Here is a 24,433-nt window from a genome sequence, read left to right as displayed (position 1 = left end):
GCTGTATCCATTATGACCGGGGCAGGGCTAATAAATGCTATTATGGGGTAAATTTTAATAATTAATTGTTTATCTTGCAGAGCTTGCTGCTATGTGAATTGGGTGGTTTGTTCTTTTGCAAATGGAATGTCAAGTTGCAAGTGATGTTCAGGATGGAAGCGGTTTGTGGCTGAGATGTATGTGGGGCGGTTTGCGCCCAGTCCGACTGGTTTATTGCATATTGGTTCACTGCTGACGGCTGTGGCTTCGTATCTGGATGCACGCAGCCGGCAGGGACGTTGGCTGGTGCGTATGGAAGATTTGGATCCGCCGCGGGAAATGCCCGGTGCGGCTGCTTCTATTTTGTCGACACTGGAGGCATTTTCGCTGCACTGGGATGGTGAGGTGGTGTATCAGAGCCGCCGCCATCATTTGTATGCGGCGGCATTGGATGCCTTGCGTGCACAGAATAGAGTCTATCCTTGTTTTTGTAGTCGTAAGACGGTGCAGGCTGAAGCACGGGGTATGGGTGTGGATGGCGTAATTTATGGTGGTAGATGTGCATTAAATGATGCAGCGATATCTGCAGTTGAGAATAAACCTCCGGCATGGCGTTTACGCACAGATACAGCCATTATCGGTTTTCATGATGCGGTACAGGGCTGGCAGCAGCAGTGTCTGGCTAGTGATACGGGCGATTTTATTTTGCTGCGTGCGGATGGCTGCTGGGCTTATCAGCTGGCGGTGGTGGTCGATGATGCAGCACAGGGTGTAAATCATGTGGTGCGTGGTCAGGATTTGCTGGTGTCGACGCCACGGCAGATTTATGTGCAGCAATTGTTAGGTCTTGCTCAGCCTGAGTATGCTCATTTGCCGTTGTTAACAAATGCGCAGGGGCAGAAGTGGTCAAAGCAGACGCGGGCACCGGCACTGGATGTGCGTCGACGTGAGGATTTGTTACGGCAGGTTTTGCTTTATCTGGGGCTGCCGCTGGCGCCGCAAGTGGATAGTTTGGCGGATTTGCTGGAATGGGCGGTATTGCATTGGCGGCTAGAGCGTGTTCGGCCACACGCTATTGTGGCTGAATAGTTTTAGGTAAGGGATTTTAGATTAAAGGGAGAAGCAGGTTGGCTACACCAAATGTTCAAGCATTTTCTGCGCGTTTTTATCTGCGTATGTGGCAAAAGCGCCAGCGTCGGTCTTTCCGGCTGGCATGGGTGCTGATGCTGACGGCAGCGGTATTAATTATCGTGCAAAGTGCTTTATTGGCCAATCTGTTTGCATTGTGGCTGGGTGGTGAGAATGTGATGGCGGCTCTCCGCCAGTTTCTGCCTTATTTGCTGGTGTGTTGGTTGCTGCGACCGTTGCTGAATTATTTTAAAGATCGGTTGGTGGCGCAAGCCAGTGCGTCTATCCGCATGCAGCTACGCAGCCAGTTGTTAAGCGCTTTGGCTTTTCTGGGGCCGGAACGCAGCCAATATGGCAGTGATGGCGCGCTGTCTTCCTTGGTGTTAGAGCAGGTGGATGCGCTAGATGGTTATTTTAGCCATTATGTGCTGCAACAGCAGTTGGCAGCACTGATGCCATTGCTGATTGCAGCTGCAACCTGTTTTTACAGTCCTTTTGCAGCGGCTTTGTTGTTGCTGACGGCACCATTGGTGCCGGTGTTTATGATTCTGCTAGGGCAGGCTGCTGCGCGGAAAAATCGGGCGCAATTGTCGGCGCTTGCTGCATTGAGCGGTCGGTTTCTGGATTTATTGCGTGGTCTGCCGACGTTACGTCGGCTGGGGGCACAGCAGATTGCGCAGCAGGCAATTGATTCGGCTGCTCATTCCTACCGCAAGCGTACTATGGCGGTGCTGCGTCTGGCATTTCTGTCTACGGCGGTGTTGGAGTTGTTTGCTTCCTTGGCGATTGCACTGGTGGCGGTGTATCTGGGATTGGGGCTACTGGGTGTGTTGCCGTGGGCAAATGGTCAGGTGCCGGTACCTTATCAGGGGGCGTTGTTTATTTTACTGCTGGCTCCTGAATTTTATGCGCCGCTGCGCCAGCTAGGTGCGAATTATCATGATAAGGCCAAAGCGGAAGCGGCAGCAGAGGCATTAATCCCTTTGTTTGAAGTTACTGAAACGGTGACAGCGTCCACTGCTGAGGTGGATTTTGTATTGCAGAGTCCGCCTGAGCTGCGAGGTGAATATCTGGTGGTTTACGGGCGAGATAAGCGGGTGAGGTTGCCTCAGTTTAGTTTCAGTGTACAGGCTGGCGAGCGAGTGCTGCTGCGGGGCGCCAGTGGTAGTGGTAAGTCGAGTCTGTTGCAGGCTTTGCTTGGATTTGCACCTTACTCCGGTATTTTACGGATTAATCAATATGATTATGTCGATTTGAATCTGCCACTACTCAGACAATCGGTGGCTTATCTGGCGCAGTCGCCGCCGATTTTGGCATTGTCGATTGCTGATAATTTGCGGCTGGCTAATGCCAGTGCTTCAGATGAGCAGTTGCGTGAAGTGTTGCAGCAGGTGGGTTTGTGGGTGCTGGTACAGAGGCTGCCGGCTCAGTTAAATACGCTATTGGGTGAGCGAGGCAAGGGATTGTCAGGTGGACAGTTGCAACGTCTCGCACTGGCACAGATGCTGCTGCGCAATTCCCCTTTGTGGCTGTTGGATGAGCCGACTGCACATTTGGATGCGCAAACAGCAGAAGAAATTATGCGGTTACTGGACAGACTCAGCTATGGCAAGACGGTGTTGCTAGTGAGCCATGATGTGAGTTATGCAGGTTGGACAGACCGAGAAATAATGCTGTCTTCTGAGCAGGAGCGGGTGCGATGAAACGTTATGATTTGTTGTGGTCGGGGCGGGAGCTAAAGTTATCGGGTCTTTTACGCAGCCGGCAGGGTGCGTGGATTCTGGCGTGGGTTTTGGGGCAGGCTACGGCAATTGCTGGTATTGCGCTGCTGGCTTTGTCTGGCTGGTTTATTACGGCGGCAGGGCTGGCAGGAATGGTGAGTCTGGCTACGGCTTATACCTTTAATTATTTTACGCCAGCAGGAGTTATCCGCTTGCTTGCTATTTTACGTACGGCTGGACGCTATGGCGAGCGTCTGGGTTCGCACGATGCGGTACTGGGATTGCTGGCTGATTTGCGCAGTGGTCTGTTTGCGCGGTTGGCCGTTGCCAGACAGCAGCAAGTGAGCTCGCTTCAGCAGATGCATCGGTTATTAAGTGATATTGAACTCTTGAATAATTGGCCGCTGAATGTGGTGTTGCCATGGTTGTGGGCGTTTATGTTGTTGCTGGGTATTCTTGGTTTAACTCTGGTTGTAGCCGGTGGCGGGCTAACGCTAGCTCTGAGTATTCCTTTGGTTCTGGCAACACTGGTAATTCCGGCATTGGCTGCTGGCTACGGGCAGAATTGGGGTCGGCGGCAAGCGATGCAGGCTGAAACGCGGCGAACTGCTTTACTGCAACCGCTGGAGGCGCTAACCGCACTATTGCAATGGCAGCAATGGCCACGTTTTGCGACTGCATTTTTTGCAGAAGATGGGAGTTATGTTGGCGCGCAGCTAAGTCAGCAGCGGCTGGCGGGTAAAGTGGTGCTGCTACAGCAGTTGTGTCTCGCAGCAGCGGCTGCGGTGCTATTGTGGCAGAGTAGTGCTTTGTTGAGTACAGGAAAGTTGTCTGTGGCGATGTTGCTAGCTTTGCTGCTGGCAATATTCGGCTTTGCTGAGCTGGTATTGGTGCTGGGAATGAATGTGATGACTTTTGGTTTGTGTCGCGCTGCCTGTACCCGTCTCAATGCGATTGTGCCCAGTGGTGTGCCGGTGTCTGAACCAAAAAAAGATTTACCTCTGCAACTGCATTTGCAGGCAAGAAATTTGTGTGCGCGCTGGCCACAGGCACTGAATGGTGCTGAGCATATTAGTTTCGATGTGAAAAACGGGGATATTTTATTGTTGCAAGGTGCCTCCGGTGCCGGTAAGTCTACTTTACTGGCGGTGCTGGCCGGAGAGCTGGAGGCAAATGATGGTGAGCTAAGCTGTAATGGTAGGCCGTTTGCGCATTGGCAATGGACAAGGCAGGTGGGATATCTGGCACAGCAGCTAGATATTTTTGATTTAACGCTGGCAGAGAATCTGCGGCTGGGCAAAGCGGACGCGACTAATGAAGAGCTATGGGCGGTGCTGGAAAGTGTGGGGCTGATGGTGTGGGCTGAGCATCAGCCTAAGCAGCTGGATACGCCGCTGGGAGAATACGGTGCCGCAGTTTCAGGCGGGCAGGCGCGACGGATTGCACTGGCTCGATTGTTGCTGCGCCCTTATGTGCTGCTGATTCTGGATGAACCTTTTGCAGGTATGGATGAAGATACGCAGTTTGCACTGGCTGCAATGCTTCAGCAACATCAGCAGCATGGCATTTTGGTTGTGGCCAGTCATCAAGCTAATCCATGGCCACAAGCACAGGTTTTGCAAGTGGGCACGAGTTAAGCGGTATGTCTTTGTTGCAGTATGCGTATTGATACAGCCACATTGTGGCTGTTTTTATTTTGAAAAGAAACACGTTGTTTGATTTAAATCAAGTTAATGCTGTGCAGATAATAAAAATTGATAAATCCATTGTTTTATAATTTATACTTATATGTGTATGAATTTTTTAAGTTGTAGAGTAAGTATTTTTTAATTATGTGTGATATCTTTTCGGTAATTTATAATCAAACTTTACAATTTTAAATTTATTCTAATTATAAGTATTTGAAAAATTTTATGTTAAGTTTCATATTCTCGATTTGAATAGTATTATTTTATCTATGTAATTGGAATATATGTGCTATTCGGGCTGTGATTTTACTGAATAAAATTTAATTAATTAAAACAAGGAACAAGGCTATGGATTTGGTGGAGCTGTCTCGGCTGCAGTTTGCTCTAGTCGCGCTTTATCATTTTTTGTTTGTGCCGCTCACAATTGGGATGACATGGATTCTGGTCATTATGGAATCAGTATATGTCCTGACCGGCAAGCAAATTTATAAGGATATGACGCGTTTCTGGGGTAAATTATTCGGTATCAATTTTGCACTTGGGGTGACTACCGGTATTACCATGGAATTCCAGTTTGGTACTAACTGGTCTTATTACTCACATTATGTGGGTGATATTTTTGGTGCCCCTCTGGCAATTGAAGGTCTGATGGCTTTCTTTCTTGAATCTACGTTTGTAGGTTTGTTCTTTTTTGCTTGGGATCGCTTGAGTCGTCCTGGCCATCTGCTGGTTACGGTGCTGATGGCGCTGGGTACCAATTTGTCTGCATTGTGGATTTTGGTAGCCAATGGTTGGATGCAGGATCCGGTGGGTGCGCATTTCAATTTTGAATCTATGCGCATGGAAATGACCAGCTTTTCGGAAATCTTTCTGAACGAGGTGGCGCAAAATAAATTCGTGCATACAGTTTCCGCCGGTTATGTGACTGGTGCAATTTTCGTGATGGCGATTTCTGCCTGGTATATGTTGAAGCGTCAGGATGTGGAATTTGCTAAGAAAAGTTTCCGTATCGCGGTGGGTTTTGGTGTGGCTTCGATTTTGTCGGTGATAGTGCTTGGTGATGAATCCGGCTATACGGTTGGTAAATCACAGCAAACCAAAATGGCTGCGCTAGAAGCCATGTGGGAAACAGAACCGGCGCCAGCTTCTTTTAATTTGATTGCTCTGCCCAATGAAGATGCGATGAAAAATGATTTTACAGTCCGGATTCCATGGGCAATGGGCTTGATTGGTACGCGCTCGTTGGATAAGCAAATTCCGGGAATTAAGGAAATCATTGTTGACAACATTGAGCGTATCCGTAACGGACGTGAAGCAGTAATTGCACTGGAAGCATTGCGTAAAAATCGTTCTGACGAGCTGGCTAAAGAAAACCTGAAAAAATATGGTGATGATTTAGGCTTTGGTTTACTGCTGAAATCATATGTACCAGATGTGCGGCAGGCTACTGAAGCTGATATTGCACATGCGGCGCGGGAAACTATTCCGCGTGTGGCTCCGATGTTCTGGAGTTTCCGCATTATGGTGCTGTGCGGATTTCTGATGCTGTTATTGATGGCAGTGGCATTTTATGCTTCGGTTAAAAATAATTTTGCAGAAAAGCGCTGGTTGCTGAAATGGACGTTCTGGAGTCTGCCTCTGCCATGGCTTGCTTGTGAAGCAGGATGGTTTGTGGCCGAATATGGTCGCCAGCCGTGGACGGTATACGGCGTGCTGCCCACTAATCTGTCTGTATCTTCGTTAACTGCCGCCAATCTATGGGGTTCTATTTTCGGCTTTGTGACTTTGTACACGATACTGCTGATTGTGGAAGTTTATCTGATGGTACGGTTTTCGCGTCAGGGACCGGGCTCGCTGGGCACGGGTCGCTATGCCAATGAAGCAGAGCATTAGGAGTTGAGCATGGAATTCTTGGATTATCCGGTATTGAAATTCATCTGGTGGTTACTGCTGGGCGTGCTGCTGATCGGCTTTGCCATAATGGATGGGCAAGACATGGGGGTTGGCGCTTTGCTGCCGTTTGTGGGCAGAAACGATAATGAGCGCCGTGTGATTATTAATACGGTAGGCCCGCATTGGGATGGCAATCAAGTATGGTTTATTACTGGAGGTGGCGCGATTTTTGCTGCTTGGCCTTATGCATATGCTACTGCTTTTTCCGGTTTTTACTGGGCGATGATGGCAGTATTATGGGCGCTGTTTTTCCGGCCGGTGGGGTTTGATTACCGCAGTAAAATTAATAATCCGCTATGGCGCTCCAGCTGGGACTGGTTATTGTTTGTTGGCAGTTTTGTACCGCCGCTGATTTTTGGTGTTGCATTCGGCAATCTGCTTTTAGGGGTGCCATTTCATTTTGATGATGATTTGCGTTCTTTCTACACCGGTAGTTTTTGGGGATTGCTAAATCCATTTAGTCTGTTGTGCGGTGTGGTTTCAGCAGCAATGATTATTTTCCACGGTGCCATTTATCTGGCTTTACGTACGGAAGATGTGGTGAAAAAACGTGCGCTGCAAGCAAGTACCATCGCGCTAATAGTGGTAGTGGTGACCTTTTCGTTGGCTGGTCTGTGGATTAATTTGGGTATCAAGGGCTACAGCATGGTAGCCGGTAGCTATCTACCAGCCGCCGCACCCGACCCACTCCATAAACAGGTGGTCACCGCCACGGGTGCGTGGATGCAAAACTATCAGCAATATCCGCTGTTGCTGGTGATTCCGGTGTTGGCTTATCTGGGCTTTATTCTGGCTTGGCTGCTGGCCAAAAATGGTAAAGCATTCGCAGCGTTTTGGTCGTCTGCACTGGGTCTAGCTGGAGTGATTGCTACTGCTGGTGTGGCTATGTTTCCATTTATCATGCCATCCAATACCGATTTGCGTTCGAGTTTAACAGTATGGGATGCTAGCTCCAGTGAATTTACTTTGAAAGTTATGCTGGTGGCTGCGGTTATCTTTGTGCCGATTGTGCTGTTTTATACCAGCTGGTGCTACCGTGTGATGCGCGGTAAGGTAACCAGTGAGCATATCCGCCGCAACGATCACAGCGCATATTGATAACGTAGTACCTGCCGGTACGCACCGGCAGGTCTGGTTAAACAGACGGGAGTATATTATGTGGTATTTTGCTTGGTGTTTAGGCATTGGTTTTGCCATATTGCTGGGTGTAGTGAATGCATTATGGGGCGAATATCAGCAGGATAGAGATTCTTTAGAGCAGAGCTCATCAGAATCGTAAGAAAATATATGCAGAATCAGGCTGAGTGGAATAAGCTCAGCTAATCTGAACAGTTCCTTTGGTTTGCTGTATACCTATGTAACGGGTATACAGCTTTTTTTATTGCTTACGGCGTATACTCATTGAGTGGTGCAAGTATCTATACAGTTGCTACTTTTGCGGTAGATGTGGGGTGAAGAGATTAATTTTTCTGGAAATTTTTGCATTTTTATATTATTATGTTTGATGGATATTCTTTTCGGAAAGGACTCCGATGAATAAATTGATACGTAATGGCTTGATGTTTTCTGTTTCCATGCTGCTGGCTATGAGCGCTGGCGCTAAGGATATTAAAATTGACGGCAACAATACTTCCTATGCACCGGAAGAAGTGCAGAAGCTGGCCAGCACCGCTGTAAAAATGGGTGTGAAAGAGCCTCTGAATATGAATTTGGCCGCTGGAAATCTAACAGTATCCGGTGCCAGCAGTACTAAATGTGTGATTAAAGTAGGCACAGGACAGACACCGCAGATTGCTGGTATCAGTTGCAAATAAGCTGCTGATTCAAGCTTATCCTGTAAAGAATGAAAAACAGGCCAATCGTTGGGATTGGCCTGTTTTTTTACTGGCTATTTGGCTAAGGGCGATGGTATAAGCGATTGGTGCTCGATCGGTGGTGGGTAACATATTAGTAATGTGGTTTGTTATCCACACGGGTGGAAGATATACTGTGGTTATCTGGCAGCAATACAGTATTTGGGTGTCTGATATATGATCAGTGAAACAGATTTTATGATTGAATAAATTAAGGGGAATGATATGTGGTTAGGTACGGCAGCAATAAATCTAGCTCTAGCGGTAATGCTCGGTGCATTTGGTGCACATGGTTTAAAGCAGATGGCCAGTGCACAGCAGCTTGAATGGTGGCATACAGCCACACAGTATTTTTTTTGGCATGCACTGGGATTGCTGATGCTCGGTGTGCTGGCCAGAACTGTACCGGCTTTTGCCGTTAAAACTCCATTCTGGCTGTTGCAGCTGGGACTAATTATTTTTTGTGGCTCATTGTATCTGATGGCTTTAGGTTTACCACGCTGGCTGGGTGCTATAACACCAGTAGGTGGGGTAACAATGATTATTGGTTGGTTAACGCTAGCTTGGATGGCGTTTAAGCAGTCTTAGCGGCAATTTTGCCAGACAGGAGGTGTGGTATGCGCAGTACGGTTTACGTCATAATGTTGGCTTGGTTGGTGGCTGCTTTTCTGAGTGCCTGTCATCGAGTTACAGCAAAAGCGGCAAAAGGTTTGGTGCCCCAAGCACAGGCTGTTACTACCGTTCCTTATCAAGAGGCAAGACACTATTTTATTAAAAATACGGTCAACCGGCCGGTACCAAGGCATATCAATACTGCGTCAGAGTTTTCAAGTTATTTTGCTATGGCTGCAACTATGGGACCTAATGGTCAGCCAACACCGATTGATTTTAACACTCACGATGTTCTGGTTTATGATGCTGGAATTGTGCAGCGGCAGCTTGATATCACCCCTATGGCACTCAGTCGCACGCGGGATAAACTGATATTAGATATACGTATCCACAACGGTACCGCGCTTGATTATCAGATGCATCCGTTTGTATTATTGATTGTGCCAAAAAATTTGCCTCAGCAGGTGGATTTTAATATCCGAAAATAAATATTTGTTTGAGTTGGGTGTTGATGTGTTCTAAAGATGGCATAGATGAAGTGTAAAAAAAGCAGTCTGAATAACAGACTGCTTTTTTTAATAAAGAAAATTTATTCTTGACCAACTACCACCAGTTTGTGGTTTACGAATTCTTTAATGCCCAGATCGCTCAGTTCGCGGCCGAAACCGGAGCGTTTTACTCCACCGAATGGCAGCTCAGCCACTGAATCCCCAAAGCGGTTTATAAATACCATACCGGTTTCGATACGTGAAGCCAGTTTTTTAGCGCGTTCGATGTCTTTCGAAAACACGGTACCGCCCAGCCCAAAATTAGAATCATTGGCCAGAGCGACAGCTTCATCATCATTTTTCACCACATACAGCTGCGCTACCGGACCAAAAAATTCTTCAAAATAAGCTGGATTGTCGCGGCTGATATCAGTAATCAGGGTAGGGGTAAAGAAGTTACCTTCAGCTGGCTGATTGCCGCATAATACTTTGGCGCCATGGCTGATAGCTGCATCAAGTTGTTTCTGCAAATCCTCTTTGCCCTTGCGAGATGATAGCGGTGCGAGTGTGGTATGTTCATCTAGTGGATCTCCCATTACCACATTGGCAAAATCTTCTTTGACAATTCGGATAAACTCTTCGGCCACTTGTTCATGCACGATAAATCGTTTTGCGGCGATACAAACCTGTCCGGCATTGAACAGGCGGCCACCAACGGCCGTATGTGCTGCTGCCGCCACGTCTGCATCTTCAGTCACGACAAAGACATCATTGCCACCCAGCTCCATGGTGGCTTTTTTCAATTTGCTGCCAGCCTGTCCGGCTACTATGCTGCCGGCACCTTCAGAACCGGTGAGCGCCACGCCTTGTACGCGCTTGTCGCTAATAATAGTGGCAATCTGCTGTGTGTTAACAAACAAATTGGTATAGGCACCTGCTGGTGCATTGGCTTCATGCAGCAAATCTTCCATCAGTTGTGCACATTGCGGCACATTGCTTGCATGTTTGGCGACCACTGGATTGCCAACAGCCATTGCTGGCGCAATCACACGAATCAATTGATATATTGGAAAATTCCATGGTTCAATCGCCAGAATAATTCCGATGGGATGATGTTCTACCCAGCCTTTACCTAGCTTACTTGGATAGGCTACTGGTTTGAGTAATTCGGCCGCCTGTTCGGCATAATACTGCACGATTTCAATGCAGTTAACCACTTCATTTCGACTTTCGGCCAGACGTTTACCCATATCCTGAGTAATGATTCGAGCAATTTTTTCTTGATGCAGCGTCATGACATCTGCTAGACGGCGTAAAAGTGCCTGTCTGTCACTCATGTTTTGTGGCTGCGACCACGCAGACTGATACAGCGTATAGGCCTGAGTGAGGATGTTTTCTACTTCAGCGTCTGTGTGATTGTTGAAAGTTTTAGTCAGTTCGTTGGTGAACGGATTGAGAGATTGATATGCCATGTGTAGCTACTCCCTATAGATATGCTATTAAGAATGTTTTGTCTGTAAATATATAAGACAAGAGAAACGTGCCGTCTGGTAATTACCAGTGCGGCTTTAATGTGATAAGGAATAGAAATAAGATGCCGAGAATCATTGTACGGCAGCGTTAAATATTTTGTAAAGTGAGGTTTAGTCTTTACAGCCATACAATAAACCGCACCAGCATCGGGCCGACCAGTACCATAAATAAACCAGCTAATATCATGGTCAGACTGGCAACCACCCCTTCATCGGCATTGCGCTGAATAGCGCGTGAGGTACCGAAGCCATGAGCGGCGTTACCAAAAGCGGCACCATTAGCAAGATGCAGACGGCTGCGGCTGAAAGCCAGTGTGATGTCACCAAACAGCATGCCGGCTAACCCAGTAATAATGGTAAATACCGATACCAGTGCGGCCGAGCCATGGATTTTATCTGCCAGCTCAATCGCAAATGGCGTGGAAACAGACCGTGCCATCAGGCTATAAGTAACTTCATGATTAAAATGAAACAAACGAGCCATAAGATAGGCACTGCCGACACCAACAGACATGCCAACAATAATGGCCGCCAAGAGTATTGGTAGCTGCCGCTTCATCACCTCGCGATATTGGTAAATGGGGATGGCAAAAGCCACTGTGGCCGGGCCGAGCAGGCCAGATATATAACGTGTGTATTGATTGTAATCGGCGTAGCTAATGTTGAGCCACTGCATCACCGCAATGGTGATGACACTAAATGTAATAGCTGGGGATAACAGCATAATGGGTTTGGCGCGATAACATTTTTTGGCCAATGCATACAGCACGATGGTCCAGATAAAGCAGCCGACAGCAATGATATTCATATAGGTTTTCTAAGCAGGAAAAATGATTATTGGTTTTTAGATATGGCGGCGCTTAATCCAGGCACGTCGCATGCGGTAACAGTATTTCAGCGTCAGAGCTGTACTACTCATCACCAGAAAGGTGCCGCTGACGATACTTACAATCAATTGCCAGCCTTCAGCCATAAAAAGTGCTTTATATTGCACCACCGCAATCAGAATAGGCATGAAGTACAGCATCAGCTCTCCGAGTAGCGCCTGTGCTCCACTGGATACCCACGACAGCCTGATTATTTTTAGTTGTAAAAGGACTAACAGCAGAAATAAACCGATTACACCAGCGGATAGAGGAATATGCGTAACTTTTTCAATACCGAGTCCAGCTATCCAGAACAATATAATTACGCCGATCTGACTGCAGATACGCAAGCAGTTAGCCGGACAAAGGTGTAAGATATTCATATTGGCTTTCCTGATGCCATTAATTCAGGCGCTAAATTATAGTAAGCCTTATTAGGCGTAATATGAATTATAAGTTTTTTATTATTCTTTTCCTGAATAATTATGATTGATATAAAAGCACTTCAGTGCTGGGTGGCTTTGGTTCAGAATCACAGCTTTTCCGCCACCGCAGAAAAACTGGCTTTATCGCAGCCCAGCGTAAGCAAAATAATACATACATTAGAAAATGAACTAAATGTAGCATTACTTTATAAAGGTGAAAACGGCCGCAAACGACTGGTACAGCCTACCGAAATTGGTCAGCGTGTCTATGATCGTTCGCAGCAGATACTGAATCAGGTTAATCTCTTGCAACAGGAAGTTGCGGATTACCGCAAATTAAAATCCGGTACCTTACGCATTGGTATGTCCCTGCTTGGGAGCCGTCTGCTTACGCCGGTTTTCTTCCGTTTTCATCAGCAATGTCCAGATATTGAGCTGGCGTTTATCGAATCCGGCACCCGCGATATCGAAGCAGCTTTGCTGGATAACCGGCTGGATGCCGGTCAGCTGCTGCTACCGGTAAGCGATGAATTTAACCACATTCCCTTGTGCGATTACCCGCTGATGGTATTGTTTCCACGAAAAAGGCTGGCTAATATTCCCGAATCGATATCGCTGCGCAGCTTGCGTGATGAATCTTTTATTCTGTTTAGCCGAGGTTTTGCTCTATATGAGCGCATTGTCAATGCCTGCCGCGATCAGGGCTTTGAACCGAATGTTGTTTGTTGTACCAGCCAGTGGGAGCTATTGCGAGATATGGTAGAGAAAGAAATAGGTATTGCTTTACTGCCACGCTATTACACTGATGATTTTGATAGCAAGGTGTTTGCAGCCGTCCCACTCACAGACCCTACAATCAACTGGCGTTTATCTATGGCGTGGCCGCGCCATAAAAAGCTGACGCCGGCACTTAAAGCGTGGCTAAATGTGGTGCGACAAGAATTCGCACAATAACAATTTCTACAATTAATGTTTATTAATATTAGTCTGATAAGAAAACGTTACTGATAGACATGCACTCTAGACAGCTTCCTCTCGTCTTGAGCATAAATAGCGCATTAGTAAAAAGCCAGTAAAAGAAATATATACTGTACGCAGCCATACAGATAAGTGAAAACCTGAGTTACATATAAGGCTAAAAGTTTTGCACTGAGCTGAATATTTACTACCAGAAGCAGTAGCGGTAAGAGCAGTGTGTGTATCATGCCATGATTTAAAAGATGAAGCCGAAATAATAGTAGCTATTCTAAATGCAATCAGCGCAAGAAATGCTGGAAAAGTAGGTATGACCACTTTTATATGGCCATGCACAGAGCAGGCTGTCAAAATCAAATCTTTACCGCCTATATCCAATGAATACTTGTATCCTATAAGGGTATATTTCGTATTGTGTACGTTTCTGCTTCGAAAAAACAGATAGATTGATTTTTAAGTTTTTAATTAAAACTTAAGTACAAATTTAATATAAATATATTTCAGAATATAAAAATTAAGTTTAAAATAAATTTGAGGTATAAATTATTAAAACCTCAGAAAATAATATTTAAATTACTTATGGAGATAAAATGATATGTCTGCAAATAAAAAAACGTCTTCAGCAATAGCATCCAATGCAGCTAAGACTTTAAAAAAACCTGATGCTTCCAAAATTCAAAAGCAGCTTGCCGCTTCTGCTTTGGCTCAATCCAGTACCACTAAACAAACCGGAAAAAAATAGAAACCATTGCATCTAAAGCTTTAAAAAGTTCAAAATATAGCGAAGAAACCAAATCCTTAGCCGGCTCGGTATTAAGCCAATCGAATAGCAAAAATTAAATAAATCCGAGTGGATAGACTAAACCGACAATTACATTAAAACCAGTAAACCTTGACTGGTTTACTGGTTGCAGAGCCGGAATCTAAACGTGCTGTACTGTTTAGTGTTCCTGATACAAATGATCCTGCATAATTTTTTCATACACCGCATCTGGTACATAGCGACGTATCATCGCCTGCCAGTTCTGCGGACCAACCATACCTTTTACCATGGTTGACGAGACTTCGGCATACTCTCGCGGTGGCATCAGAAAAACTGTAGAAATATCCGGCTGTAAATCATGATTGATATGGCGCATCGAACGCTCATATTCATAATCCGAAGCAGTACGGATACCGCGTACGATGAAATCGGCGCCAATACTACGGGCATAATTAACCAAATACTGATTCTGAAAACTGGAAATTTTCACATTAGGAAAATTGGCGGTAATGGCACGCAACATATCCTTACGCTCTTCTATGGTGTAGGTAGTTGCTTTTTCAGGATTCACGCCAATCGCAACCACTAGCTCATCAAACAACGGCTGGGCTTCGCGAATCATCCATAAATGGCCATTTGTCGGCGGATCAAAACTGCCGGCATATACAGCACGGCGGACATTCGAATTAGTCATTAGTGTGTGTTCCAAACAGCTTTCTGGGTTATTTCATTGAATAAATGCGACAGATTGCTGGATATTCATGATTTGATTGTAAACCGATGGTGTTTTTTTTCAATGCCGGCAAAAACAAAGCTGCGCAGCTTAATCAGTTATGTGTGTATTGTCAAAGCCTGCCCCTTTCCAAGGTAACTGCAGCACCGCCACGCTGAAAAGCGTAAATAATGGTTAATGAGTGCTTGCAGGTTCAGGTTTGGGCGCAGACTTATATATTTAATTATCAGATATATTGATGAGAATGGTTTTCATCCTTTACAATCTTAATCTTTTGCCGCTGGTATATTAAAAAGGGCAAAAACACTTAAGTGTGATACGGATAATGAAGCAAATGAAAAAAAAATGGGTGAAAAGGGTAGTATGGCTATTGGTTTTGTTGCTGCTAGCGGCAATCCTGTGGAACCTATTTTTCAAACCCAAAAATCAGATGAATTTTGTGACTGATGAAGTACGCCGCAGTGATATTACCCAGACAGTGAATGCGACCGGTGAAATTGCCGCAGCTCAACTGGTGGATGTGGGTGCACAAGCTTCAGGACAGATTAAAAAGTTGTATGTCAAACTGGGACAGCAGGTAAAAAAAGGCGACCTGATTGCCGATATTGATTCCACCACCCAGATGAATACCCTGAATACCAATAAAGCCAAGCTGGATACTTATCGTGCCCAGTTGGTATCGGCGGAAATCGCATTAAAAATGAAGCAGCGTGCATTTGCACGTGAGCAAGCTTTAATCGGACAAGATGCAACTTCCAAAGCGGATTATGATAATGCACAGGATAATCTGGCCGCTGCCCGAGCCAATGTGGCAGAGCTGAAATCTCAGATTCGCCAAACTCAGATTGCTATCAATACCTCAGAAGCAGATTTGGGCTATACCCGCATTACCGCGCCGATGGCCGGCACCGTGGTTTCCATTCCGGTGGAAGAAGGACAGACCGTCAACTCTAGCCAGAACACACCAACTATCGTCCAGTTAGCTGACTTAAGCAAGATGCTGAATAAAATGCAGATTGCCGAAGGTGACATGAGCAAGGTGAAGGCAGGAATGAATCTGACATTCACCACGCTGGCCGATAACAGCAAAATGCGTCAGGCGAAATTGGATGCCGTAGACCCTGGTCTGACTACTATGTCACAGGGTAGCTACAACACCAGTACCGATACCACCGATACTGCTATCTATTACTATGCCCGTGCACTGGTACCGAATGATGACGGTGCTCTGCATATTGGCATGACTACACAGAACAATATTTTTGTAAAAGCCGTGAGAAATGTACTCACTGTTTCCAATCAGGCCATCAAGCATCGTCGCGGCAAAAAAGTTGTTCAGGTACTCGATGATAACCAGCAGGTACAGGAAAGACAGATTAACACCGGCATCACTGATGGTATGCGGACCGAAGTGAAATCGGGGCTGAAAGAAGGTGAAAAGGTCGTATTATCTTCTTTGAGCAAAGCTGAAGCTAAAGATGGTGTCAGCATCGAACCGAAAAAGCGCGGCCCGAGAATGTAAGCCATGAGTCTATTGGAAATCAAAGGTATCAACCGCTGGTTTGGTCAGGGTGAAAACCGCGTGCAGGTACTTAAGGATATTAGCCTGAGTATCGAAAAAGGTGATTTTGTTGCCATTATCGGCCAGTCCGGTTCTGGTAAATCCACACTGATGAACATCATCGGTTGTCTGGATGTGCCTTCCAGTGGTTCCTACAAAATTGACGGTGTGGAAACGGCCACTATGAGTGCAGACGAGCAGGCTGCACTGCGCCGCCGCAGTTTTGGCTTTATTTTTCAGCGTTATAACTTGCTAGGCACCTTAACTGCGCGTGAAAATGTGGCTCTACCGGCCGTATATGCGGGCATGGAACACGATGAACGGCTGCAACGGGCAGATGAATTACTGGCGCAGCTCGGCCTGTCAGGTAAAGAAGCCAACCGTCCTAATGAGCTATCTGGTGGCCAGCAGCAGCGCGTCAGTATCGCACGCGCTCTGATGAACGGCGGAGAAATTATTCTGGCGGATGAGCCCACCGGTGCACTGGATACCGGCAGCGGACAGAATGTCATGGAAATCCTGCATAAACTCCACGACGCTGGCCATACCATTGTGATGGTGACCCACGATCCAAACATAGCAGCCAATGCCAACCGCGTAATAGAAATCCGCGACGGACGCATTATTGCCGACCACAGCAAAAATCCGAATATTCCCCCAAGCCGCATCGAAAGTATCGAAGAGCGCAACTCGTGGCTTTTTTATCGCGACCAACTATTTGAATCGTTTCGCATGTCAATTCAGGCGATAATGGCGCATAAGATGCGCTCATTTCTTACTATGCTTGGTATTATTATCGGTATTGCATCAGTAGTATCAGTTGTGGCACTGGGACGTGGTTCGCAGGAAAAAATTCTTGAAAACATTAATGCCATGGGCACCAATACTGTGTCTGTTTATCCAGGTTATGGCTATGGTGATCGCCGTTCTTCGCGGATTAAAACGTTGACCGTAGGCGATGCCGAAGCATTGAAACAGCAGGATTATGTTGACAGTGTTACACCTGGTGCCAACACCAGTGGCACACTTACCTATGAAAATCAGTCTCTTTCCGCCCAGCTCTATGGGGTGGGAGATCAGTACTTTGATGTACGCGGTATCAAACTTGCTTTTGGCCGCCTGTTTAACGAAGATGATGTTAGCCAAAACAGTCAGGTAGTGGTGATTGATGACAACACCAAAAATAAACTCTTCGCAGACGGCAGTAATCCATTGGGTCAGGTAATTTTGTTTAATAAGCGCCCTTTGCGCATCATTGGCGTAGCTGCACCTAATAATAATGGATTTGCTGATACCGACAGTTTACAGCTTTATACACCGTATACCACCTTGATGAACCGCATTTCTGGTTCTAAATACATTACATCTGTTACCGTAAAAATCAAAGACAATGTAAATTCCCAGACTGCGGAAAAGGGCATTATTGAATTACTTAAAACCCGCCACGGTACTGAAGATTTTTTTACCCGCAATAGCGACACCATCAAGCAGACTATTGAAAGTACTACCGGTACCATGACAATGCTGATATCCAGTATTGCTTTGATTTCACTGGTGGTGGGTGGTATCGGCGTGATGAATATCATGCTGGTATCGGTAACAGAACGGGTGAAGGAAATTGGTATCCGTATGGCCATCGGCGCACGTCAGCACAATATTTTGGAGCAGTTTCTGATAGAGGCTGTACTGATTTGTCTGATTGGTGGGCTGGTAGGGGTGTTGTTTTCTTTTGCCATCAGTATGTTGTTTAACATGCTGGCCACCGATTTTGCCATGTCATTCTCAACCATTTCGATTGTGATGGCGGTTTTGTGTTCCAGCGTCATCGGTGTGTTATTCGGGTTTATGCCGGCAAAACGTGCTTCACAGCTAAATCCGATAGATGCCCTGTCGCGAGATTAAGCCTATTACCAGTCCAGTATTCTGTAGCGGAAAGAGGTAGGCAGCAGTAATTAAATAAATGCATTGATGGCTGCTGCCAAGAAGATAAAATTAATCATGATGAAAAATATTTCTGTGAAAAAAAGCACCGCAGCTTTAATTGTAGGTTTAAGTGTGTTGCTGAATGCCTGCGCTATTCAGACACCTTATCCGCAGCAGAGCCTACATCGGGCCGGTATGCTCAGCAGTGCTGAAATTGCCGCACAGTATCAGGTAAACGGCAACTGGTGGGAAATTTATCAAGATGCTACATTGAATCAGCTGGTTACTACAGCACTGGCAAATAATATTGATTTACGGCAGGCTGCTATAACCGCTGAAAAAGCGCGCTACACTGCACGGCTGACGGGCACGGATTTATTTCCAAAAGCCAATGGTTCCCTTGGTGCCAATAGCAGTAAAGACCTGAAAGAGGGCGGAGCATCCAACCGTAGCTTTAGCGGCCAGCTGGGACTGAGCTATGAGCTGGATGTGTGGCAAAAAATCCGTGCTAATACCAATGCTGCTATCTGGCGCTATCAGGCCAGCGAGCAGGATATTGCCGCCAGCCGTTTAGCACTAATAAACAGTGTAGTGGATAATTATTTTCATTTGGCCTATATCGATGGCGCCATCAGTCTGACTAAGGACAGCATCGAGCAATACCGTCAGATTGCTCGTATCTCGCAGGCACAGTATGCGGTGGGTAAAGTGAGCAGTATTAATGCTACTAATGCCAAACAATCTCTACTGAATGCAGAAAACAGCCTGACTTCTCTGCAACAAAATCGTGCCGACGTAGTGCAGACGCTGCACAATTTACTTAATCAACGACCAAATGAAACAACGGATATCCAGCCAACACCTTTGAATCAGATTAAATTCAGTGAAGTGAATCTGGATGTACCTTTATCCGTTCTCGCCAATCGTCCAGATCTACGCGCGGCGGAATATCGTCTACAGTCTGCCTATGCTACCCAGCAAGGCACTCGCCGTAGCTGGTATCCAAGCATCAGCCTCAGTACGGCAGTAAATTCTCGTTCGGATTCGGCAAACTCTGCCTTGCGTTTTCCTGTTGGTACGGCCAGTGTTAACGTCAACCTGCCATTTCTCGACTGGCAGACTTTATATTGGCAAAATAAGCAAGCCAAAGCTGATTTTGACAGCGCTAGATTGACATTTGAGCAGTCACTGACAACGGCGCTAAATGAGGTAGAACGTTATTATCAGCAATACACCCTTAGTCGTCATACCTTAGCCAATTCCGAGCAAAAATATCAGTATGATATAAAAAACAGTCGGTACTACCATGCACGCTATCAGTATGGTACCAATCCGCTCAGTGACTGGTTGGATGCGCTGAATACGCAATATTCTTCTGCACAGAATGTCCTGAACAGCCGCTACAACGTTTTACAAAATGAAAATCTGATTTATCAAGCCATGGCCGGACGTTATCAGCCGCGATAATGTGAATAATCTGACGATGTTGCGGCAGATTTTACATTAGCTAATCTAGCCTAATTTGCTCAGAAGAGCCTGATGCTGGCAAAAAAAATCGCCCCTAAAAAAGGGGCGCAAAAAGGAACACAAACCACTACCAATAGTTAACTTCCAATATAAATCGTTGTGCAAGCAGCAATTTATATGTAAATCTGTTTGGATATTCAAATAAATCAGTACTTTATTTGGAAAAATTTGTTTTGTTGCGTGAACATAGGGGCATCATAAACAAATTGTTTTACAATTGCAAATGATAATTATTTTTATTTCTAAAAATAATTAGTATATTTTAGTAAATATTTGTTTTTATTTAAAATAAAAATAGTCATTTCTTTGTGGTCTATTGTCTAAAAGAGCAAAAAGCTGGTTTAAATCTAATTTTAAGGTCTTGGCAACAGGTAATAGACCTTTCTGTCTACAAATCGCTCAGAAATTAAAATCAATCGCTATACTCAATAAAAAACAGACTTTGGTTGCCAATTGCATTGTGCGTGTAATGGAATTTTTTAGTATTATTGTTGTTTTAAATCTGCGGTATTCTGCCGCTTAAAGCATTAGCATGCGTCAAATTATTCTCGATACTGAAACTACCGGCCTGTCTGCCAGTAATGGCGATAGATTGATTGAATTTGCCGGAGTAGAAATGATAGACCGGCGGCTTACCGGCAATAATCTGCATCTTTATATTAATCCTGAGCGTGATATACCCGAAGAAGCAGTGGCAGTTCATGGCATCACATTGGAAAAACTGCATGAGATGAAAGCTCCAGTCTTTGCCGAAGTTGCCCAGCAAATAGCTGATTATATTAGCGGAGCAGAACTCATTATCCATAATGCGGGCTTTGACGAAAGCTTTCTGGATATGGAATTTAAAAAACTTAATATGCCCGCTACCAGAACCATTACTGAGAAAATCACCGATACTCTGCAAATGGCGCGCGAAAGATACCCAGGACAGAAAAATTCACTCGATGCTCTGTGTACCCGTCTGGAAGTGGATCGCAGCAAGCGCGTACTGCACGGTGCGCTGATAGACTGCGAGCTTCTTGGTGAAGTTTATTTGGCCATGACCCGCAGCCAGTTTAGCTTGGTGGATGAGCTGATGGCAGGTAATACCGATACCAGTATTGCGGGTGGTGGCCAATATCAGATACAACATACAGCTCTTCCTGTCGTCAAACCCAATGCAGAAGATATGGCGGAACACGAAGCATATTTACAAACGCTGGATAAAATTGTCGGTGCACCATGTGCGTGGCGGCAGTGGCAGCAGCAACAAGAGGATAAATCTGCATGAGCCGGCGTATTGCGCTGATTCCGGCTGCAGGTGTCGGCGCACGCTTTGGTGCAGAGTGCCCAAAACAGTATGTCCGTTTAGTAGGGCGAACGGTGCTCGAACATACTGTCACACGATTAGCCGGAATACCAGCAATTGATTTAGTGTTCATTGTCGTGTCGGCACAAGATGAGTACATCGATACCATATATCCATCCGCTGCTTTACCTCCCAATATCGCTATTCTGCGCTGTGGTGGAGACACGCGAGCGCAAACAGTGCGCAATGGCATCAGACTGGCCCAGCAGCACTATGCCGTTCTGGATACAGACTGGCTGCTGGTACATGATGCCGCCCGCTGCTGTGTTAGTACAGAATCAGTTGAACGCCTAATAAAGGCAGTACAGCATCATCCGGTGGGCGGATTATCAGCACTGCCGGTGGCTGATACATTGAAGCAGGCAGACCCGGCACAGCAGGTCAGCAGGACGGTCAATAGAGCAGGTTTATGGCAGGCTCAGACGCCGCAGATGTTTCGTGCAGGTATGCTGGCTGCAGCACTGGATCAGGCAGATTTAGACGTAATAACTGATGAATCTTCCGCTGTAGAGGCCATGGGGCTTGCACCGCTGCTGGTGGCAGGAGATATCCGGAACCTAAAATTAACCAGTGCACAAGATGCTTTACTGGCTACTTATTTCTTACAGCAGGATAACATTGAATGAAATCTATCAGAATCGGGCAGGGCTATGACGTGCATCAGTTGGTAGCCGGCCGGCCGCTGATATTAGGCGGAGTTTGCATCCCTTTTGATAAAGGATTGCTTGGACATTCAGATGCCGATGCCCTGCTGCATGCGATTACCGATGCTTTGTTAGGTGCTGCTGCGTTGGGTGATATTGGCAAACTTTATCCAGATACTGCTGCTGTGAATAAAGATGCAGACAGCCGCGAATTGTTACGCGGGGCTTATGCACAAGTGCAGGCGGCAGGCTGGAAAGTAGTCAATGTAGACAGTACTGTGATTGCCCAGCAGCCTAAACTGCGCCCTTACATCGACCAAATGCGGCAAAATATAGCCGCTGTACTGAATTTGCCGGTTGATGCCGTTAATATCAAAGGCAAAACCAATGAAAAACTTGGTTATTTAGGGCGGCAAGAAGCAATTGAGGCACAGGCAGTTGTTCTGCTGACAGCGGTTTAATCTAATGCAGGCTTGAGCTATAATTTTTTGATACAGACAAACTAATTTGTCATCTATTTAGGATAAACAAGGAGCAGTAGTATGGCAGCACAAGATGAACTCAAGCGTCAGGCCGCAGAAAAAGCGGTTGAATATGTGCAGGAAAACGAATATCTGGGCATCGGCACCGGATCAACTGTACGTTTTTTTATTGAGGCATTGGCGCAAAGCAGAAAAAGAATCAAAGGTGCGGTGTCCACATCTGCCCAGACTAGTGCGGCTCTGAAGAGCTTTGGTATTCCTGAAGTCACATTGAATGAAGTGAACGGCCTGCCGTTATACATCGATGGAGCCGATGAAATCAATCATTTATTACAAATGATTAAAGGTGGCGGTGGCGCTTTGTTGAATGAGAAGATTGTCGCCAGTGCAGCAGAAAAATTTATCTGTATTGCCGACGAAAGTAAATATACTAGTCGCCTTGGTCATGTGCCTGTACCAGTGGAAGTGATGCCAAATGCCCGTTCACTGGTGGCGCGCCGGCTACTGAAATTCGGCGGTGAACCGGAATTACGTCTAGGCTTTACAACTGATAACGGTAACCAGATTCTTGACGTTGCCAATTTGAATATCAGCGAACCAATAAAACTGGAAGATGCTATTAACGGCATACCAGGTGTGGTCGAAAACGGTTTGTTTACCCACCATCCTGCCGATTTGCTGCTGCTAGGTTGCCAGAGTGGCGTTCAGGTGTTAACAGCCAAAGTCTGAATCAGTTGCGGCAGAGGTGAACAAACATATTTGCACTTGTTTCTGTGCAGCCAGCTATTATCAATACCAGCAGCTGGCTGCAATTGTTTTAATGGCGATTTTTATGTCTGTCAGTCTGAGATACTTACAGTAGGGTTTTTTGAGGGGTAATTTTAGAGGTAAATGCAGAACAGACAAAAAGCAGTAAGCAAATGGCGTAAAATTTTAATCTGGCTGGCGATGGTACTGACGCTGGCTAAAGTTTGGTTGCCAGACAGTATAATTGCGCCATTGCAAAACCAGATACAGAAAGCAGATAGTATTCTGCGTTCCGTACAAGATATTTTCAATGGTCGGCCGCACGTTGCCAAAGGCAGAAAGTATGCACCGGCGAGCAAAGGACGTTACACAGGACAGGTTGACAGCGTACATGATGGGGATACCATCCATGTTAAAGATAATAACGGCTATATGCACAAAATTCGACTGGCCAGTATTGATGCGCCTGAAATCAAACAGGCCTATGGCATTGCCAGTAGAGATGCTTTAAAAACGCGTATTGAAGGTAAAACAGTCGCTGTGAATGTTGTGGCTATCGACCAATATCAGCGCGAAGTAGGGCAGATAATGCTGAGCAATGAAGACATGAATTTATGGATGGTACAGCAAGGCTATGCATGGCATTACGATTCTATTGCAAAAAAACAGCAGGATCGGCTGAGTTTTAGCCGCTATCAGCAAGCCCAGCTTCAGGCACGCCAAAAACGGCTCGGTCTGTGGCACAATGCACGTGCTATTGCACCTTGGCAGTTTCGCCAGCAACAGAAAACCGCTAATAGAACAACTTCATGAATGCACATAAACGCGAAAAAATATTCAGTCGTTTGCAGGCCGCCTGTCCGCATCCGACCACAGAGCTGCAATATCATACCCCATTTGAATTATTAATCGCCGTCATGCTGTCGGCACAGGCCACCGATGTATCTGTTAACAAATGTACCGTGCAGCTTTTTAAGCTGGCACCCACTGCTCAGAGTATGCTGGCGCTAGGACAAAATAAGCTAATGGACTGTATTCGCACCATAGGCTTATATAAAACCAAAGCCAAACATGTGATGGAAACCAGCGCAATTCTGGTTGAGCAATATGGCGGCGAAGTACCGCAGACACGAGAACAGCTAGAAGCTTTACCTGGTGTAGGTCGTAAAACAGCCAATGTGGTGCTGAATACCGCATTTGGCCAGCCGACCATTGCTGTAGACACGCATATTTTTCGTGTGTGTAACCGGACCGGTTTGGCTCCAGGCAAAACCGTACGCGAAGTAGAAGATAAATTAATGAAAGTGGTGCCGAAACAGTATCGTTTGAATGCCCACCACTGGCTTATTTTACATGGCCGTTACATATGTAAAGCACGTAAACCTGACTGCGAACGCTGTTTGATAAATGATTTATGCGAATATCCGGCGAAGGCAACTTTAACTGTCTGATTAAGTAACTTTACGCCTCTTTTCGTTACAATAT

Annotated in this window: 24 protein-coding genes; 20 read left to right on the top strand and 4 right to left on the bottom strand. The window is 45.9% G+C overall.

Features of this window, described 5'->3' with window-relative positions; all coding sequences use genetic code 11:
* The first annotated feature begins 174 nt into the window (after window positions 1-174).
* From gluQRS to J3U67_RS07105, 9 genes are all read left to right on the top strand, one after another.
* On the top strand, window positions 175-1,068 hold the full coding sequence (gluQRS, locus tag J3U67_RS07145) for a tRNA glutamyl-Q(34) synthetase GluQRS (RefSeq protein WP_267404707.1): 894 nt from the start codon (window positions 175-177) through the stop codon (window positions 1,066-1,068).
* A 38-nt stretch (window positions 1,069-1,106) separates the two neighbouring features.
* Window positions 1,107-2,810, top strand: coding sequence for a thiol reductant ABC exporter subunit CydD (gene cydD / locus J3U67_RS07140; protein WP_267404532.1), 1,704 nt, complete (start codon window positions 1,107-1,109; stop codon window positions 2,808-2,810).
* Window positions 2,807-4,465 carry an amino acid ABC transporter ATP-binding/permease protein gene (locus tag J3U67_RS07135; protein WP_267404530.1) on the top strand — a complete coding sequence of 553 codons (1,659 nt, stop codon included), beginning with the start codon at window positions 2,807-2,809 and terminating at the stop codon, window positions 4,463-4,465. The genes cydD and J3U67_RS07135 overlap by 4 nt, the downstream gene beginning before the upstream one ends.
* A 399-nt stretch (window positions 4,466-4,864) precedes the next feature.
* Window positions 4,865-6,409: a cytochrome ubiquinol oxidase subunit I gene (locus tag J3U67_RS07130; protein WP_267391227.1), complete on the top strand. Its 1,545-nt coding sequence runs from the start codon at window positions 4,865-4,867 to the stop codon at window positions 6,407-6,409.
* 9 nt (window positions 6,410-6,418) lie between these two features.
* Window positions 6,419-7,567, top strand: coding sequence for a cytochrome d ubiquinol oxidase subunit II (gene cydB / locus J3U67_RS07125; protein WP_100152306.1), 1,149 nt, complete (start codon window positions 6,419-6,421; stop codon window positions 7,565-7,567).
* 58 nt (window positions 7,568-7,625) lie between these two features.
* Complete coding sequence (cydX, locus tag J3U67_RS07120; RefSeq protein WP_267391225.1) at window positions 7,626-7,748, top strand: cytochrome bd-I oxidase subunit CydX; 123 nt, start codon at window positions 7,626-7,628, stop codon at window positions 7,746-7,748.
* A gap of 253 nt (window positions 7,749-8,001) precedes the next feature.
* Window positions 8,002-8,283: a hypothetical protein gene (locus J3U67_RS07115; RefSeq protein WP_100139828.1), complete on the top strand. Its 282-nt coding sequence runs from the start codon at window positions 8,002-8,004 to the stop codon at window positions 8,281-8,283.
* Between the two features lie 264 nt (window positions 8,284-8,547).
* Window positions 8,548-8,910, top strand: a complete 363-nt coding sequence (locus J3U67_RS07110; RefSeq protein WP_100139829.1) for a DUF423 domain-containing protein — start codon at window positions 8,548-8,550, stop codon at window positions 8,908-8,910.
* A 29-nt stretch (window positions 8,911-8,939) separates the two neighbouring features.
* Window positions 8,940-9,422 (top strand): hypothetical protein, encoded by a 483-nt coding sequence (locus J3U67_RS07105; protein ID WP_267404527.1) that lies wholly within the window; start codon window positions 8,940-8,942, stop codon window positions 9,420-9,422.
* Window positions 9,423-9,523: 101 nt separating this feature from the next.
* On the opposite strand, the gene J3U67_RS07100 is transcribed toward J3U67_RS07105, so the two are convergent.
* From J3U67_RS07100 to J3U67_RS07090, 3 genes are all read right to left on the bottom strand, one after another.
* Entirely contained in the window at window positions 9,524-10,894 is a 1,371-nt protein-coding gene (locus J3U67_RS07100; RefSeq protein WP_267404525.1) for an NAD-dependent succinate-semialdehyde dehydrogenase, read from the bottom strand.
* A 178-nt stretch (window positions 10,895-11,072) separates the two neighbouring features.
* Window positions 11,073-11,762, bottom strand: coding sequence for an LrgB family protein (locus J3U67_RS07095; RefSeq protein WP_267404523.1), 690 nt, complete (start codon window positions 11,760-11,762; stop codon window positions 11,073-11,075).
* Between the two features lie 36 nt (window positions 11,763-11,798).
* A complete protein-coding gene (locus J3U67_RS07090; RefSeq protein ID WP_267404521.1) occupies window positions 11,799-12,203 on the bottom strand; it encodes a CidA/LrgA family protein in 405 nt (134 codons plus the stop codon).
* Between the two features lie 102 nt (window positions 12,204-12,305).
* Between J3U67_RS07090 and J3U67_RS07085 the strand changes: the two genes are divergently transcribed.
* Window positions 12,306-13,199 (top strand): LysR substrate-binding domain-containing protein, encoded by an 894-nt coding sequence (locus J3U67_RS07085; protein ID WP_267391221.1) that lies wholly within the window; start codon window positions 12,306-12,308, stop codon window positions 13,197-13,199.
* Window positions 13,200-13,815: 616 nt separating this feature from the next.
* The gene (locus J3U67_RS07080) at window positions 13,816-13,962 is read left to right on the top strand and encodes a hypothetical protein (RefSeq protein WP_267404518.1); all 147 of its coding nucleotides are present in this window, start codon (window positions 13,816-13,818) and stop codon (window positions 13,960-13,962) included.
* Between the two features lie 199 nt (window positions 13,963-14,161).
* On the opposite strand, the gene coaD is transcribed toward J3U67_RS07080, so the two are convergent.
* Window positions 14,162-14,677 carry a pantetheine-phosphate adenylyltransferase gene (gene coaD, locus J3U67_RS07075; RefSeq protein ID WP_100139835.1) on the bottom strand — a complete coding sequence of 172 codons (516 nt, stop codon included), beginning with the start codon at window positions 14,675-14,677 and terminating at the stop codon, window positions 14,162-14,164.
* A 364-nt stretch (window positions 14,678-15,041) separates the two neighbouring features.
* Between coaD and J3U67_RS07070 the strand changes: the two genes are divergently transcribed.
* From J3U67_RS07070 to nth, 9 genes are all read left to right on the top strand, one after another.
* Window positions 15,042-16,238 (top strand): efflux RND transporter periplasmic adaptor subunit, encoded by a 1,197-nt coding sequence (locus J3U67_RS07070; protein WP_370659349.1) that lies wholly within the window; start codon window positions 15,042-15,044, stop codon window positions 16,236-16,238.
* A 3-nt stretch (window positions 16,239-16,241) separates the two neighbouring features.
* On the top strand, window positions 16,242-18,179 hold the full coding sequence (locus J3U67_RS07065) for a MacB family efflux pump subunit (protein WP_267404516.1): 1,938 nt from the start codon (window positions 16,242-16,244) through the stop codon (window positions 18,177-18,179).
* A gap of 96 nt (window positions 18,180-18,275) precedes the next feature.
* Complete coding sequence (locus tag J3U67_RS07060) at window positions 18,276-19,667, top strand: TolC family protein (RefSeq protein ID WP_323811381.1); 1,392 nt, start codon at window positions 18,276-18,278, stop codon at window positions 19,665-19,667.
* 592 nt (window positions 19,668-20,259) lie between these two features.
* On the top strand, window positions 20,260-20,997 hold the full coding sequence (gene dnaQ / locus J3U67_RS07055; RefSeq protein ID WP_267391217.1) for a DNA polymerase III subunit epsilon: 738 nt from the start codon (window positions 20,260-20,262) through the stop codon (window positions 20,995-20,997).
* The gene (ispD, locus tag J3U67_RS07050) at window positions 20,994-21,701 is read left to right on the top strand and encodes a 2-C-methyl-D-erythritol 4-phosphate cytidylyltransferase (protein WP_267391216.1); all 708 of its coding nucleotides are present in this window, start codon (window positions 20,994-20,996) and stop codon (window positions 21,699-21,701) included. The genes dnaQ and ispD overlap by 4 nt, the downstream gene beginning before the upstream one ends.
* On the top strand, window positions 21,698-22,180 hold the full coding sequence (gene ispF / locus J3U67_RS07045; protein ID WP_267391215.1) for a 2-C-methyl-D-erythritol 2,4-cyclodiphosphate synthase: 483 nt from the start codon (window positions 21,698-21,700) through the stop codon (window positions 22,178-22,180). Before ispD ends, ispF begins: the two co-directional genes overlap by 4 nt.
* Before the next feature lie 81 nt (window positions 22,181-22,261).
* Window positions 22,262-22,930, top strand: coding sequence for a ribose-5-phosphate isomerase RpiA (gene rpiA / locus J3U67_RS07040; protein WP_100139840.1), 669 nt, complete (start codon window positions 22,262-22,264; stop codon window positions 22,928-22,930).
* A gap of 162 nt (window positions 22,931-23,092) precedes the next feature.
* The gene (locus J3U67_RS07035) at window positions 23,093-23,761 is read left to right on the top strand and encodes a thermonuclease family protein (protein WP_267391213.1); all 669 of its coding nucleotides are present in this window, start codon (window positions 23,093-23,095) and stop codon (window positions 23,759-23,761) included.
* Window positions 23,758-24,399: an endonuclease III gene (nth, locus tag J3U67_RS07030; RefSeq protein ID WP_267404513.1), complete on the top strand. Its 642-nt coding sequence runs from the start codon at window positions 23,758-23,760 to the stop codon at window positions 24,397-24,399. The genes J3U67_RS07035 and nth overlap by 4 nt, the downstream gene beginning before the upstream one ends.
* Window positions 24,400-24,433 lie beyond the last annotated feature (34 nt).

Source organism: Snodgrassella sp. B3837 (assembly GCF_026535955.1).
In the GTDB taxonomy this organism is placed as follows: Bacteria; Pseudomonadota; Gammaproteobacteria; order Burkholderiales; family Neisseriaceae; genus Snodgrassella; species Snodgrassella alvi_E.
This window is presented reverse-complemented; position numbering and strand designations above follow the sequence as displayed.

Excerpts from the sequence above, each read along its gene's own strand:
- J3U67_RS07135 (WP_267404530.1), top strand. The coding sequence starts at position 2,807 with ATGAAACGTTATGATTTGTTGTGGTCGGGGCGGGAGCTAAAGTTATCG.
- gluQRS (WP_267404707.1), top strand. The coding sequence starts at position 175 with ATGTATGTGGGGCGGTTTGCGCCCAGTCCGACTGGTTTATTGCATATT.
- dnaQ (WP_267391217.1), top strand. The coding sequence starts at position 20,260 with ATGCGTCAAATTATTCTCGATACTGAAACTACCGGCCTGTCTGCCAGT.
- J3U67_RS07080 (WP_267404518.1), top strand. The coding sequence starts at position 13,816 with ATGTCTGCAAATAAAAAAACGTCTTCAGCAATAGCATCCAATGCAGCT.
- J3U67_RS07085 (WP_267391221.1), top strand. The coding sequence starts at position 12,306 with ATGATTGATATAAAAGCACTTCAGTGCTGGGTGGCTTTGGTTCAGAAT.
- J3U67_RS07060 (WP_323811381.1), top strand. The coding sequence starts at position 18,276 with ATGATGAAAAATATTTCTGTGAAAAAAAGCACCGCAGCTTTAATTGTA.
- cydB (WP_100152306.1), top strand. The coding sequence starts at position 6,419 with ATGGAATTCTTGGATTATCCGGTATTGAAATTCATCTGGTGGTTACTG.
- ispD (WP_267391216.1), top strand. The coding sequence starts at position 20,994 with ATGAGCCGGCGTATTGCGCTGATTCCGGCTGCAGGTGTCGGCGCACGC.
- J3U67_RS07130 (WP_267391227.1), top strand. The coding sequence starts at position 4,865 with ATGGATTTGGTGGAGCTGTCTCGGCTGCAGTTTGCTCTAGTCGCGCTT.
- J3U67_RS07100 (WP_267404525.1), bottom strand. The coding sequence starts at position 10,894 with ATGGCATATCAATCTCTCAATCCGTTCACCAACGAACTGACTAAAACT.
- J3U67_RS07105 (WP_267404527.1), top strand. The coding sequence starts at position 8,940 with ATGCGCAGTACGGTTTACGTCATAATGTTGGCTTGGTTGGTGGCTGCT.
- J3U67_RS07035 (WP_267391213.1), top strand. The coding sequence starts at position 23,093 with ATGCAGAACAGACAAAAAGCAGTAAGCAAATGGCGTAAAATTTTAATC.
- nth (WP_267404513.1), top strand. The coding sequence starts at position 23,758 with ATGAATGCACATAAACGCGAAAAAATATTCAGTCGTTTGCAGGCCGCC.
- cydX (WP_267391225.1), top strand. The coding sequence starts at position 7,626 with ATGTGGTATTTTGCTTGGTGTTTAGGCATTGGTTTTGCCATATTGCTG.
- J3U67_RS07110 (WP_100139829.1), top strand. The coding sequence starts at position 8,548 with ATGTGGTTAGGTACGGCAGCAATAAATCTAGCTCTAGCGGTAATGCTC.
- rpiA (WP_100139840.1), top strand. The coding sequence starts at position 22,262 with ATGGCAGCACAAGATGAACTCAAGCGTCAGGCCGCAGAAAAAGCGGTT.
- J3U67_RS07070 (WP_370659349.1), top strand. The coding sequence starts at position 15,042 with ATGAAGCAAATGAAAAAAAAATGGGTGAAAAGGGTAGTATGGCTATTG.
- J3U67_RS07095 (WP_267404523.1), bottom strand. The coding sequence starts at position 11,762 with ATGAATATCATTGCTGTCGGCTGCTTTATCTGGACCATCGTGCTGTAT.
- J3U67_RS07065 (WP_267404516.1), top strand. The coding sequence starts at position 16,242 with ATGAGTCTATTGGAAATCAAAGGTATCAACCGCTGGTTTGGTCAGGGT.
- J3U67_RS07115 (WP_100139828.1), top strand. The coding sequence starts at position 8,002 with ATGAATAAATTGATACGTAATGGCTTGATGTTTTCTGTTTCCATGCTG.
- J3U67_RS07090 (WP_267404521.1), bottom strand. The coding sequence starts at position 12,203 with ATGAATATCTTACACCTTTGTCCGGCTAACTGCTTGCGTATCTGCAGT.
- coaD (WP_100139835.1), bottom strand. The coding sequence starts at position 14,677 with ATGACTAATTCGAATGTCCGCCGTGCTGTATATGCCGGCAGTTTTGAT.
- ispF (WP_267391215.1), top strand. The coding sequence starts at position 21,698 with ATGAAATCTATCAGAATCGGGCAGGGCTATGACGTGCATCAGTTGGTA.